This window comes from Sulfurovum sp. MH2-6 (genome assembly GCF_058374785.1).
Genome location: NZ_CM178170.1, coordinates 1,295,629 through 1,308,906, shown reverse-complemented (window position 1 = coordinate 1,308,906; position 13,278 = coordinate 1,295,629). Strand labels below are relative to the sequence as shown.

The following is a 13,278-nucleotide window of genomic DNA, read 5'->3' as shown; positions in this document are numbered from 1 at the left end:
AAGTGTGTAGAAAATGACGTAAAAATATATCAATAAAGCTATCAGGGTAGAGCAGAGCGTTAACTCTGTTCTTTTTTTCTGGTGATATCTGCACCTAAAGCAGAGAGTTTACCTTCCAAATCATCATATCCTCTGTCAAGGTGGTAGATACGGTGTATATTGGTTGTACCTTCTGCGACCAGCCCGGCAAGTACGAGTGCCGAACTGGCTCTAAGGTCTGTTGCCATCACATCTGCGCCATTCAAACGCTCTACACCTTTTACTGCGGCGATATTACCTTTGAGCCAGATATCTGCACCCAAACGGTTCAATTCGCTGACATGCATAAATCGATTCTCAAAAAGACGCTCCTCGATGATACTCTCCCCTTTTGCAAATACGGCAAGTGCCATAAACTGTGCCTGCATATCCGTAGGGAAACCCGGATATTCCAAGGTGGTGAGGTTCACCGGTTTTAACGCTTCAGGTGAGTGGATCGTAATACGATCGTTCTCTATGTCAAAACGACACCCCATCGACTCAAGTTTATCGATGGAGGTTTGGATATGTTCGGGATTGACCTTATTGAGCGTGATTGTGGAGTGGGTGATTGCCGCTGCACAGAGATAGGTCCCCGCCTCGATACGGTCAGGGATCACTTCAGTCTCTTCAAACTCAAGTACTTTGCCGCCTGTACCCTCAATCGTAAGTTCATCACTTCCTATCCCGTCGATCTTCACTCCTGCTTTTGAGATCATTTCGCAGAGTTGCACTACTTCAGGTTCTCTTGCAGCATTAACGATCGTAGTCGTACCGTGTGCCAACGCAGCGGCCATTACGATATTTTCGGTACCTCCGACCGTGATCTTGTCGAAGATGATCTTCGCACCTTTCAATCCCTCGGGTGCATTGGCATGCACGTATCCACCCTTGATCTCTATCTGGGCACCCATTGCTTCAAGCGCCTTAAGATGCAGGTCTATAGGACGCTGTCCGATCGCGCATCCTCCGGGTAGAGAGACATCACATTCGCCGAATCGTGCCAAAAGAGGACCAAGTACCAAAATAGAAGCTCTCATTTTTGAGACGATTTCATAGACAGCTTTTGTGGATGAGATTGAACCGTTATTGATCTTGGCTACATTATCATGGTACTCAACCGTGCCGCCAAGCATCGTCAAGAGCTTTAGCAGCGTTCTTATATCCACCACGTTAGGCAGATTGGTAAGGGTAACCTCTTTTTCACTGAGAATCGTAGCCGCGATGATAGGCAAAGCCGCATTTTTAGCTCCGCTGATAGTGACTTCTCCAGAGAGCGATTTCCCACCTTTTATTTCCAAATAATCCATACTTCTTCTTCCATGTAAATTTACGTAATCATAACCAAAATTTGGTTAAAAGCTACTCAGGAGAGTCCTAAAAAACCTAAGTGTATATTATGTAATATATAACTGATAATTATCATTTTCTTAAAAAATTTATTTTTTTATGAAAATTTAATCTCTCTATTAACTAATATGAGTTAGTATATTAGTTAATATACTGGAATAGGGAAGGTATAGACTAAACAGATATGCCCATGGGAGGGAATCAATGTTAAATAGTTTGGACAGGCTTAAAGCATTAAGCAGTAAACTGGAAGAAAAAAATCGAGAAAAGCAATCTTCGGCTGATGTAATGGCGGAGAGCAGTGAATCTATTAAAAAGCTTCTAGAAAAAAAAGAGCTTCAACAATCAGCACAAATCATCAGCGGCGACTCGGTACGCAGAGAAAACATCAAGCGTGTCAAAGAGTTATATACAATGTTAGGTATCTCGGAAAAATCACCGGATTTCGATAAGATCTTTATCTATAAAGCGATGAACCTGAGTGGTATAGGATTAAAAGAGGAAGATTTTGGAGAGGTGCGTGAAGGGAAGTATATCCAGATCATCGCTATCACCTATGAACCTGATAAAAACGGTAAGAAAAAAGCAAAGAATATCTCACTTGGATATTTCGGTAAGGCAGATGCACTGGAGCCTGAGCGTAAAAACCATATCATAGAATTTGTCTTAAGATGGCGGTATGAAAAGGCTTTTCAAAATCTTGAACACTATAAAGATCTGATTGCAAAAGTAAAGTCTCCGGATACGCTTTTCTAGTGCGAATCAAGGCGTTTTTGTAATGTAAAATTTGATACAATCCTTTTCTTAAACATTGGAAAGGATTCAAACAAAATGCATTTAGACTTGACGCCTGAAGCACTACTTGGACAACTCGGTTATTCTCAAAACGAACATACGTTAGAACAGATCACAAAGATCATTGCAAATACAGATGATTTTGACCATATCTCTAAACATTTGATCACTTTTAATGATGCGTTGGCTGTAGAAAAAGGCTATATCGCTATGTCAAACTCAAAAGAGTATTTCAAAATCAAATGTGATGAAGATCCGAGTGCAGATAACCTCTCTGCATTTACAGATATGGTAGAACACTGGGCAGACAAACATAGTATCGCACTGGAAAAAGTAGAGGGTAAACATACCTACTATATTCTTGGGCATAAGTAATAGATGCCGCTCAGTACACTCAATGATGAGCAGCTCAGTGCTGCGACTGCACCGTTGGGGCACAATCTCATCATTGCATCTGCAGGTACAGGGAAAACCTCTACCATTGTAGGACGCATCGGCCATCTGCTGACGACCGGTGTCGACCCCTCTAAAATACTTCTTCTTACATTTACCAATAAAGCTGCGGGTGAAATGCTCTCACGGCTTGGACAGTACTTCCCAAGCAGTGTTGTCTCCAAAGTGGAGTCGGGTACCTTTCATGCTGTAAGTTATCGATGGCTGAAACAGATCTATCCCAATCTTGCCTTGAAACAGCCGGGTGAACTCAAAACGCTTTTTAGAAGTGTCTATGAGAAACGCCAGTTTGCACGTATGGCACTCGAGGTGCAGCCCTTCTCTGCTACCTATCTTTACGAGATGTACAGCCTTTACCAGAACGCTTCGCTGGAGCCTTTTGATGTCTGGTTTCTGGAGAAGTATCCCGAGCATGAGTGTGTGATGGATGCCTATATGGATATCGTAGAGGAGTTTGAACGAGAAAAAAAAGAGTATGGATTTGCCTCATTTAATGACCTGCTGCTTCGTATGAGAGAATACCTTCAAAGCAATGATATGGGTTTTGAAGAGGTTCTGGTCGATGAGTACCAGGATACCAATACCCTGCAGAGTGCATTGATCGATGAGCTTAAACCCAAATCACTCTTTTGTGTAGGTGATTATGACCAGAGCATCTATGCTTTTAACGGGGCGAATATCGAGAATATCGCTACCTTCTCGACACGTTATAAGGACTCGCAGGTCTATACCCTGAAGACCAATTACCGTTCGACTGCGCCGATCCTCTCCCTGGCAAACCGTGTCATAGAACGTAATGAACGCATTTACCCCAAAAAACTGGAAGTAGGGCGTCAGGGAAAGACACACCCTCCCAGACTCTTGATGTATAATGACCTTTTTGAGCAGTACCAGTCGATCGCGCACTCTATCAAGACGACACATGTCCCCAATGATCAGATCGCAGTGATCTTCCGTAACAACTCGAGCGCGGACGGGATAGAGGCGAGTCTTCGTGAGTACGGGATCACCTGTAAACGTAAAGGGGGTACCAGTTTTTTCGAGACCAAAGAGGTAAAGTTTCTTTTGGATCTTCTCTCCCTGCAGCTTAACCCCAAAGATATGATGGCCTTTATCCATGTCTTTGAGTATGCTTCGGGTGTAGGTTCTGCACTTTCCAAGGAGTTCTTTCAGTGTTTTCTTCACTTTGGAGCGGGAAGTGTGATGCAGGGGATTCTTCAGCCAAAGGTATCCGAACTGCCAAAGCTGAAACCCAACAAAAATGTACAGCTTGGCCTTTTTGATGATGATCTGGAGATAGGAAGTGCAGCACGCTTTGCTCACTTGGGACTGGATAGAGAGATCATGGCACATCCGCTGCTCAAACATCCGAAGCTCACCCAGGAGGGAGTCAAGTTCTTTCAGGAGTTTTACCGATATATCCTGAATGTCGAAGGGATGGAGAACCCTTCACAGATACTGACTCAGGCGATGCGCTCCAAGCTCTATGAGAAGGTGATTGATATCCTCTCCAATCAACGTGCGAGACTCAAGTCCGGAGAGGTGGACCCGGATAAAAAGACCCAGGCCAAAGAGCGTATAGAGCGGAAGGCAAGACTCCTTTTGGAACTGGCCAGACAGTATAGAGAACTCAGCCGGTTTGTCAATGCCATGGTACTTGGAGGCAATGAGCTGAGCGAAGGCGAGGGGGTCAATCTGCTGACGGTACACGCAAGCAAGGGGCTTGAGTTTCCCGAAGTCTATGTGGTGGATCTGGTGGACGGACGTTTCCCGAATAGAAGGATGATGAGCTCTGTCGAAGAGGAGAGAAGACTTTTCTATGTGGCCGTAACACGTGCAAAAGATAAACTTTACCTCTCACTGGCAAAACATGACAAGATGAAAAAAGCTGATTATAAACCGTCCCAGTTTTTACATGAAGCAGGACTGATAAAGGGTGAGTTTGTGGAGGATAAAAAATAGATTGGCCGGCTAAACCGGCCGGTAAGCGATTAAAGAGGTGTTACATTCTCAGCTTGTGGACCTTTTTGTCCTTCACCGATCTCAAATGTAACCGCTTGCCCCTCTTGAAGTGATACACGACCACCTTGTGGGTTATTTACCTGACGGAAGTGTACGAATACATCCGCACCACCATTCTCTTGTGCTATGAATCCATAACCTTTCTCATCGTTAAACCATTTTACTGTACCATTGACTAATTCTGCCATAGTTATACCTTTTGTTATTTTTTGTTGTTGAATCAAAACAGGGGGAGTCTTTCGGGGTCTAGCATAGTCTAACGTAACACATAAAACACGAATGATGATCTCTATCCTCATCTTTCATCTATAAGCATTGTATCCTCTTTTCCTTTCGCTAACATTATTTTGATACAATTACAGGTAATTTTAACCTATATGGAGTATGTATGATCATCGATACTCATTGTCACCTTGATGATGTCCGATACAATGAAGACCTGGAGAGTGTGATCGCCAATGCTAAAGCAAAGGGCGTAGAGAAGTTTATCATTCCCGGTGCTGATCCCCAAACTCTGCCCAGAGCGGTGGAGATTTCCGAAAAGTACGAAGATATCTATTTTGCCGTTGGTGTACACCCTTATGATGCTGCCGCGTATGACAGGGCTCTGCTCGAACCCTATGTGACTCACCCCAAATGTGTTGCGATCGGAGAGTGCGGACTGGACTACTTCCGTCTGCCTGAAACTCCTGAAGCGATCGAATCGGAAAAAAAGCTGCAAAAAGAGGTCTTTATCGATCAGATAGAGTGGGCAAAAGCATTGGAGAAGCCGCTGATCGTGCATATCCGTGAAGCCAGTGCCGATTCTTTGGAGATCCTGCAGGAGTATGCAGGAGAGAAGGGCGGTGTACTGCACTGTTACAATGCCGATGAACAGTTGCTGAAACTGGCAGAGAAAAATTTCTACTACGGGATCGGGGGAGTGCTTACTTTCAAAAATGCACGCAAACTGATCAATGTCTATCCCAAAATCCCGACCGATAAGCTCATTATCGAAACGGATGCGCCGTACCTTACGCCGCACCCCCACCGTGGAGAGAGAAATGAACCCTCTTTTACCACACTGGTCGCAGAGAAGATGGCAGAGCTCTCCGCTATCTCCAGAGTGGAGATAGAACAGCTCACGACTGAGAACAGTCTCAGGCTCTTTACGTTGTAAAATGAGAAGCGCAGCCTCCTTTATCATTTCCCTTTGGTTGGCTACGCTCTCTCTTTACGGTATATCTGTCCCACAAAAATATCCCTCTTATGCCTATGTTCTCTCCGAGTTTGATATCGATGAATCCTATGCCTATAACCGGGAGTTTGAAAACTATATAGAAGAACATGGCACCCAATTCAGCGCTCTCTACAGGCGTTCTCTTCAGAGAGGGGAATTTCTGCTGCCAATGGTGCAAAAACAACTGATCGAAGCAGAACTCTCTGATCTTCTGGCCTATCTGCCTATGATAGAATCAGGCTATCTCACTGATATAGAATCTCCCAAAAAGGCAAAAGGCCTGTGGCAGTTTATGCCTTCAACGGCAAAAGAGTACAATCTTACCGTCTCCTACAGCCGGGATGAAAGATGTGACCCTGTCAATGCGACTACAGCGGCTGTATTCCATCTGCAAAGACTTTACAGAAAATTCGGAAAAGGGTATCTGGCTCTCATGGCCTATAATTGCGGGGAGGGAAGGCTTTCCCAGGCGATCAGGGAGGCGGGTTCCGACGATCTGGCGATACTGATAGATGATCGGGCGAAATATCTTCCCGGGGAGACCAGGGAGTATATCCGGCGTATCCTTCTGATTGCGATGATAGGAGAGAGTGAGGTGATCGACTTCGGACCTGTAAAGGAAGTACAGACCAAAGGGATCGTCCAGGTAGAGGTCAAAGGGGATACAAATCTTAAGGAGATCGCTTCACTGCTCAGTATGGAACCTGCTACGCTTCTCAGGTTGAACAGCCAATACCAAGAGCGTATATTGCCGGATACTTCAAAGCAATACAAGATCACGATCCCTTATGAAAAAATGATCCTTTTTTATCTGAACTATCCTCCAGCAGAAGAAGAGGTTAAAACGCCTAAAGATCATTTTGTTTCCCACATCGTCAGTAGAGGGGAGACGCTGAAGATAATCGCCGATGACTATCATGCAACTGTCTCTGAGATCAAACGTGTGAATCATCTGCAAAATGCCGACGTGGAAGAAGGGAGGCTTCTGATCATCCCCGTGACAGAAGCAAAATTCGAATCTGTAGCCCATCAGCGCTAAAGTGACAGATGCTTTTTATAGGCGAAAAGCTAAGATAAAGTCAAATGTAGAGATAATATCATCATCTTACCTGGTACGGTGATAACTACTATTTGGCAGCGGGATTACTATGCGAAAAACCATCTCTTTCTTATCTATCGTTCTCTTAGTGTCGCTCACCTTCTTCTCTACAGGGTGTTCCCAGAGAAGCGGTACCTATAAAGCAACAAAATATACGAGCAAAGCCCGTCATAAAGCAACGATGCGCTCCTATACGGTTCTGGGCAAACGTTATCATCCGACCTTCGTAGAGGTTGGGGATAAGATGAAAGGGATCTCCAGCTGGTACGGCCCGAACTTCCATGGGAAACAGACAAGTAACGGTGAACGTTATAACATGAACGGACAAACCGCTGCACACAAAACCTGGCCGATGGATACGATGGTGAAGGTAAAAAACCTTGATAACGGCAAGAGTACGATCGTCCGAATTAATGATAGAGGTCCGTTTGTAAAAGGGCGTATTATCGACTGTAGTTATACGGCAGGTAAAAAACTGGGACTGGATCGCTCGGGGATCGCCCGTGTTGAGATTCAGGTGGTTGGATTTGCAGGAAAGATCACACCGCAGGAACTCATAGCCAAACAGCAAAGAACGCATACACAGGAACGTGTGATGATCTCGGATTTCGGTGTGCAGGTAGGGGCATTCAGACGTTATCAGGGTGCTCAGGTCTACAAGAAGCAGTATGGAGTGCTGGATAGACACTACCGGCCTGTCATTAAACGTTTTGAAAATGTAGACGGAGCACCGCTATACCGGGTCTGGCTCATGGGGTTCAGATCTGAAGAGGAAGCAAGAGATTTTATCGAGAAGTTCCATCTGCCGGGTGCATTTATCATCAGAAAATAGTGTTGTAGTTTGAGGAGAAATAATGATTGAAGTAAACAGAGAGACAAAAGAGACACAGATCAGTGTCAAGCTGAATCTTTACGGTAAAGGTGAAGCAAAGATCGATACGGGCGTCGGATTTTTTGATCATATGCTTGAGGCATTTGCAAAACATTCGCATATCGACCTTGAAGTGAAGTGTGTGGGTGATACCCATATAGATGACCATCACTCGGTGGAAGATGTAGGGATCGCTATCGGGCAGGCGCTGCATAAAGCGATCTATCCGGTTCAAAGCATTGAGCGTTACGGTAATGCAACCGTAGTGATGGATGAGGCAAGTATCACCTGTGACCTGGATATCTCCAACAGAGGCTTTTTGGTCTTTGAATTGCCTATAGGCGGAAAGGTCGGGAACTTTGATGTGGAGCTTGTAGAGGAGTTTTTCAGAGCCTTTACCTTTAATCTCCCTCTGACACTGCATCTGATCTACAATCGCGGTAAAAACAAACACCATATCATCGAAGGTGCCTTTAAAGCATTGGCAGTTGCGTTGCGTAGAGCGGTGACGATCAATGAAAATGCGGGTATCCCAAGTACTAAGGGTGTGCTATGAGTATCAAGCTGATCGTTTTGGATGTTGACGGTACGATGACTGACAGCCGTATCACATACAGTGAAGAGGGGGATGAGATCAAGTCATTCAACGTTAAAGACGGACTTGCTATCGCCTCATGGCGTAAATTGGGCAGACAGGTAGCGATCATTACGGGGAGAAGCTCCAAGATCGTTGAGAGACGTGCCAAGGAGCTGCATATAGAGCACTTCTATCAAGGGGTACACAACAAAAGGGAAGTGTTGGAGTCACTGCTTGAGAAGCTGGACCTGAAGATGGAGAATGTTGCAGCGATCGGCGATGATCTTAATGATCTCAAGATGTTAAAAGCGGTACAACTCTCTTTTGTTCCGAGTGATGCATCCAGGTATGTGGACAAAGAAGCGGATGTGGTACTCAGTAAAAAAGGCGGAGACGGGGCCGTACGAGAGATGATAGAGCGCTTGATCATCCAAGAGGGGCTTGAAGAGAAGTATCTGCAGTTATGGGCATAAGACTAGAACATATCATTGCCGGTATCATAACATTGATATTGGTAAGTTTTTTCTTGATCAACATAGAACAGAAGTCGCTGAAAAAGAGTGAGTTTACCAAAGAACTTACCTTCAGGGACACCAGACTGATAGAGGTGGATACGCAAAAGATATTGGGGTTGGCGCATAGCCGCTATGGAGAGGTAGAAAAGAAGATCTTGACACTCAGTGATATCGTCTATCATTCTGATACCGTAAATCTTTTAAGGGCAAAAAAAGGTACCTATATAGGGGATTATATTCAGTTGGAAGGGAATGTTACGTTAAATCAAAAAGAGGGGTTTTACTACAAGGCACAGAAGGCCACCTACAACAAAAAACGGGAGCTTCTCACAATTGATTCACCTTTTGAGGCCTATTTAAATGAAAACGTCATTTCCGGAGAAAACCTGGTCTATGATATGACAAAGAAGAAGGTTACAGCCCAAAAGATCAAAGCAGTAGTCTACACCCTGGAAAAATAATGTATAATAACAAAACTTGAAAGGCGATAGTATGGTAAAAATAAAGTTCTTTCTTTTTTTCGTGTTGTCGGTATTGATGATCGCTGACAAAGTCGAGATCACTTCAGATGCAATGCAGGCTGAAGGGTTGAAAAAAGAGGTACATTTTATCGGTAATGTGAAGATAAAACAACTTAAAAACTGGATACACGGAGATAGAGTGATCATCTATTTTGACGAAAATAATCAGACCAAAAGGTATGAAGCGATCGGCCGTGTGACATTTGAGTTCAAAGAAGAGAACCGTTTCTACAAGGGGAGTGCCAACAAAGTGGTCTATGCCCCACTGGAGTCAAAATATATCTTGAAAGGGAATGCCAAGATAGATGATATGGTCAATCAACGTCACATCAATGGGGAACATATCAAACTTGACCTCACTTCAGGTGTAGCAAACGTGGTTGGAAATAAAAAAGAACCGGTGAAGTTCATTTTTGAAACAGAAGAGACAAAATAGTAAAAAGGATAGAGAAGTAGTGGAAGCACCAAGAATCATAGAAGCAGAGTTTATCAAATCAGCACAGAGTATCCAGGACTCTCTGCCTGAAGATATGAGTGAGGTGGTATTCCTGGGGCGCTCGAATGTCGGGAAAAGTTCAACATTGAATCTGCTGACCAATCGTAAAAACCTGGCGAAAAGTTCTGCGACACCAGGTAAGACTCAGCTGATCAACTTCTTTGAGACGACCTATAAGTATGGTGAAGCGCGCTACCCGGTACGTTTTGTGGACCTTCCGGGATTCGGGTATGCAAAAGTCTCCAAATCCCTGAAACAGATCTGGCAGAAGAACCTTGTGGAGTTCATCAAGGAGAGAGTATCGATACGTCTCTTTATACACCTAAGGGATGCAAGACATCCCCATGCGAAGATCGATGATGATGTAGAGGCGTATATTTCTGATTTTATCCGTCCTGATCAACGTTACCTGACCGTTTTTACAAAGATAGACAAACTGAATCAAAAAGAGCGCAATAAGCTCAAGAGAGAATTTCCGGGTGCGATCACCATCTCCAATCTCAAAAAGAGCGGACAAGACAGGGTACACAAAGAGATATTGACAACGATCTTTGATATCAAAGAAGCAGAGGATGAATCGTGATAGAGTTAGTCAAGGCCAAGCTCAGTGATATCCCCCAAATGCAATCTCTTGTAGCCAAAGAGGTAAAAGAGGGGACGATTCTGAATCGAAGCGAAGATGAAGTCGCCACCAATATCCGCTCCTATGTACTTGCCAAAGAGGGTGAGAGGATTGTAGGGTACACCGCACTGCATATTCACTCCAAAAGGCTTGCCGAGATTCGAAGCCTTATCGTAGACGAGGCTTACAGAGGACAGCATGTCGGACAACAAATGGTTGAGTATACGCTTGATGAAGCGAAATTGCTTGGTGTGGAGGAAGATGTACTGGTATTAACCTACCTTCCGGTATTTTTTGAAAAACTCGGTTTCAGAGAGATCAACAAAGAGGTGATCCCTGAACATAAGATATGGGCTGACTGTATCAAGTGTATCCACTTTCCGGTGTGTAATGAGGTTGCATTGATCTATAAACTCTCAGAATGGGAGAATGATGCGTAAGCACAACCGGACACTCAAACTCCCGTTTCTATTATGGACCTTTACGGTCATTTTTATAATTTTTTACCCGATGTTGATCTCTATCTATGTCTTTTTACCGCTATTGATCGGTGTCATGGGATACCTTTTGATACTGGGGATAGAAAAAGAGAAAAAGTCCTATGTGTTTGCTGCATTGGTCTATTTTATCAATCTTGAGATCAACCTTTCTCTGCCTTTTTTTCTGACGATCATCTCATCATTACTCATCTATGTACTCTTTTTCCACTCCCTGCTGCATTTTCGAAAATGCAAATTGTGTACACCGATCATTACCGTGATACTTTTAGACTTTTTCTACCTCGGTTCACTTTTAGCTTATGATTTTATCTTTCAGGATACTACGATCATGCTGGATAATATACTGCTTTACTCTTTGGTGATCGACCTGCTTATCGTGGTGGTCTTATGAGATATAAATTCATACTTCTGGTTTTTGTGGCGATATGGGCAGTGATGATCGCCAGACTCTACCATCTCAGTATCAAATCAAACTACTACTATGAGGAACTGGCGCAGGAGAATATCGAACGTAAACAGTTTATCAAGCCGGTAAGGGGGGAGATCAGTGACAGACATGGAAACCTGTTGGCGATGAACCAGATGGGATTTTCAGTCTCTATCCTTCCCCATTTGAAAAGAAAACCCGAAAAGCTGGAAGATATTGTCGATAAGATCGTGGAGACGTTCCCTGATCTAAACAAAACAGTGATGATGAAAGTCTATAACAAATCCGACTCTCCCTACAACCATGAGTATATCAAGGTGGTAGATTTTATCCACTATCCGGATATGATGGGGGCGTACCCTTCATTGAGTCTGCACCCCGAGATCAAGATCGAAGCGGAGACAAAGCGTTACTATCCTTACGGAGAGTACTCTGCCCATATCGTCGGCTATACCGGAAAGTCAAACAAGAAAGAGAATGAGAAAGATACGGTAGTCAAAGAGATAGGGAAGATAGGGAAAAGCGGCCTTGAGAGAGAGTACAACCGCGTATTGCAGGGGGAACTAGGGCATACAGTCAGTAAAGTGACTGCAACAAACAAAGCAATCGACGTACTGGAGAAAGTGCCTCCCAAGGATAACAAAAACATACAGCTCAATATCGACATCAACCTTCAAAAGATGATCCATGAGCGTTTCGGTGAAGATGCCGGTGTGGCCATAGTCATGCGTACAAACGGAGAGGTACTTGCCGCAGTAAGCTATCCCTCTTATGATCCCAATCTGTTTGTAGGGGGCATCAGCCATAAAGCGTGGCGTAAACTCCAGGAGGATGTGGATAAACCCTTCACCAATAAGGTAATTCACGGTGCCTATCCTCCCGGGTCAACCATCAAAATGGGAATGGCACTGGCATTTGCCAAGTCCAAAGAGGGGATACTGGAGAGCGAAGAGTATTGTGCAGGACATATCACTCTTGGAAAGAGCAAGCACAAGTTCAGATGCTGGTCACGTTGGGGACATGGAAATGTCGATCTCAAAAAGGCGATCAGAGAGAGTTGTGATGTCTACTTCTACAACAAAAGTCTCAAAGTAGGGATCAATGCGATGGCGAAATACCTCAGAGAGTTTGGGCTGGGTGTAAAGACCGGTATTGACCTGCCCAAAGAGTATGCAGGGATTATCCCGGATAAAGAATGGAAGAAAAAACGTTATAATCAGCCGTGGTATATGGGAGAGACGGTGATCGCCTCGATAGGCCAGGGGTATGATCTTGTGACGCCTCTTCAGGTCGCCCGCTATACTGCTCTGCTTGCGACCGGGAAGCTGGTGACGCCTAAACTTGCACAGGTAATTGACGGTCAAGAGGTAGAGAAAGAGAGTAAACCGATTACCTTTCATCAACGCTATCTGAATATTATCAGAGAGGGGATGTATGAAGTGTGTAACACACGCAAAGGTACAGCATACCGTACGCTCAGCAAACTTCCTGTTGTGATCGCGGGGAAAACCGGTACATCTCAGGTCACTTCTATCCCGCAATCTACGATAAAGCGTCTCAAAGAAGAAGAGCTGGAGTATTACCATAGGTCACATGCCTGGATCACTACCTATGCTCCCTACAAAAATCCCCAATATGTCGTTACTGTCCTGGTGGAACATGGGGGGCACGGAGGGAGTACGTCAGGTCCTATCGCAGCAGATATCTACAAGTGGCTTTATAAGAACGGTTATTTTGAAAAATCATTGGAGGATGAGTTTTAATCTTCTCCTTTTTCTGTTCTTAAAGCCCTG

The 13,278-nt window shown here is 44.3% G+C and carries 16 protein-coding genes; 14 read left to right on the top strand and 2 right to left on the bottom strand.

All coding sequences use genetic code 11. The features are described 5' to 3' along the window. Positions 1-59: 59 nt before the first annotated feature. Positions 60-1,328 (bottom strand): UDP-N-acetylglucosamine 1-carboxyvinyltransferase, encoded by a 1,269-nt coding sequence (gene murA, locus AC4JOV_RS06735; RefSeq protein ID WP_229938351.1) that lies wholly within the window; start codon positions 1,326-1,328, stop codon positions 60-62. A 244-nt stretch (positions 1,329-1,572) separates the two neighbouring features. On the opposite strand from murA, the gene AC4JOV_RS06730 reads away from it, so the two are divergent. The 3 genes from AC4JOV_RS06730 to AC4JOV_RS06720 all read left to right on the top strand — a co-directional run bounded on the left by AC4JOV_RS06730 (position 1,573) and on the right by AC4JOV_RS06720 (position 4,578). Further along, positions 1,573-2,124: a hypothetical protein gene (locus tag AC4JOV_RS06730; RefSeq protein ID WP_229938352.1), complete on the top strand. Its 552-nt coding sequence runs from the start codon at positions 1,573-1,575 to the stop codon at positions 2,122-2,124. 75 nt (positions 2,125-2,199) lie between these two features. Beyond that, positions 2,200-2,538 carry a hypothetical protein gene (locus AC4JOV_RS06725; protein WP_229938353.1) on the top strand — a complete coding sequence of 113 codons (339 nt, stop codon included), beginning with the start codon at positions 2,200-2,202 and terminating at the stop codon, positions 2,536-2,538. 3 nt (positions 2,539-2,541) lie between these two features. Continuing rightward, a complete protein-coding gene (locus AC4JOV_RS06720; RefSeq protein ID WP_229938354.1) occupies positions 2,542-4,578 on the top strand; it encodes an ATP-dependent helicase in 2,037 nt (678 codons plus the stop codon). Between the two features lie 29 nt (positions 4,579-4,607). On the opposite strand, the gene AC4JOV_RS06715 is transcribed toward AC4JOV_RS06720, so the two are convergent. Continuing rightward, complete coding sequence (locus tag AC4JOV_RS06715) at positions 4,608-4,826, bottom strand: cold-shock protein (RefSeq protein ID WP_229938355.1); 219 nt, start codon at positions 4,824-4,826, stop codon at positions 4,608-4,610. A gap of 200 nt (positions 4,827-5,026) precedes the next feature. Here AC4JOV_RS06715 and AC4JOV_RS06710 point away from each other — a divergent pair, with 200 nt between their 5' ends. From AC4JOV_RS06710 to mrdA, 11 genes are all read left to right on the top strand, one after another. Continuing rightward, a complete protein-coding gene (locus AC4JOV_RS06710) occupies positions 5,027-5,797 on the top strand; it encodes a TatD family hydrolase (protein ID WP_229938356.1) in 771 nt (256 codons plus the stop codon). A 1-nt stretch (position 5,798) separates the two neighbouring features. Beyond that, positions 5,799-6,896: a lytic transglycosylase domain-containing protein gene (locus AC4JOV_RS06705; RefSeq protein WP_229938357.1), complete on the top strand. Its 1,098-nt coding sequence runs from the start codon at positions 5,799-5,801 to the stop codon at positions 6,894-6,896. A gap of 109 nt (positions 6,897-7,005) precedes the next feature. Then, a complete protein-coding gene (locus AC4JOV_RS06700) occupies positions 7,006-7,788 on the top strand; it encodes a septal ring lytic transglycosylase RlpA family protein (RefSeq protein ID WP_229935916.1) in 783 nt (260 codons plus the stop codon). Positions 7,789-7,810: 22 nt separating this feature from the next. Continuing rightward, entirely contained in the window at positions 7,811-8,383 is a 573-nt protein-coding gene (hisB, locus tag AC4JOV_RS06695; protein WP_229935917.1) for an imidazoleglycerol-phosphate dehydratase HisB, read from the top strand. Beyond that, complete coding sequence (locus AC4JOV_RS06690) at positions 8,380-8,877, top strand: KdsC family phosphatase (RefSeq protein WP_229935918.1); 498 nt, start codon at positions 8,380-8,382, stop codon at positions 8,875-8,877. The genes hisB and AC4JOV_RS06690 overlap by 4 nt, the downstream gene beginning before the upstream one ends. Continuing rightward, complete coding sequence (locus AC4JOV_RS06685; protein ID WP_229935919.1) at positions 8,868-9,380, top strand: hypothetical protein; 513 nt, start codon at positions 8,868-8,870, stop codon at positions 9,378-9,380. Before AC4JOV_RS06690 ends, AC4JOV_RS06685 begins: the two co-directional genes overlap by 10 nt. Before the next feature lie 31 nt (positions 9,381-9,411). Then, positions 9,412-9,876 carry a lipopolysaccharide transport periplasmic protein LptA gene (lptA, locus tag AC4JOV_RS06680; RefSeq protein WP_229935920.1) on the top strand — a complete coding sequence of 155 codons (465 nt, stop codon included), beginning with the start codon at positions 9,412-9,414 and terminating at the stop codon, positions 9,874-9,876. Positions 9,877-9,895: 19 nt separating this feature from the next. Then, positions 9,896-10,519 carry a ribosome biogenesis GTP-binding protein YihA/YsxC gene (gene yihA, locus AC4JOV_RS06675; RefSeq protein ID WP_404820129.1) on the top strand — a complete coding sequence of 208 codons (624 nt, stop codon included), beginning with the start codon at positions 9,896-9,898 and terminating at the stop codon, positions 10,517-10,519. Beyond that, positions 10,516-10,998: an N-acetyltransferase gene (locus tag AC4JOV_RS06670; protein ID WP_229935921.1), complete on the top strand. Its 483-nt coding sequence runs from the start codon at positions 10,516-10,518 to the stop codon at positions 10,996-10,998. The genes yihA and AC4JOV_RS06670 overlap by 4 nt, the downstream gene beginning before the upstream one ends. 70 nt (positions 10,999-11,068) lie before the next feature. Continuing rightward, positions 11,069-11,449 carry a hypothetical protein gene (locus tag AC4JOV_RS06665; RefSeq protein WP_491522121.1) on the top strand — a complete coding sequence of 127 codons (381 nt, stop codon included), beginning with the start codon at positions 11,069-11,071 and terminating at the stop codon, positions 11,447-11,449. Next, entirely contained in the window at positions 11,446-13,248 is a 1,803-nt protein-coding gene (gene mrdA, locus AC4JOV_RS06660; protein WP_229935923.1) for a penicillin-binding protein 2, read from the top strand. The genes AC4JOV_RS06665 and mrdA overlap by 4 nt, the downstream gene beginning before the upstream one ends. Positions 13,249-13,278 lie beyond the last annotated feature (30 nt).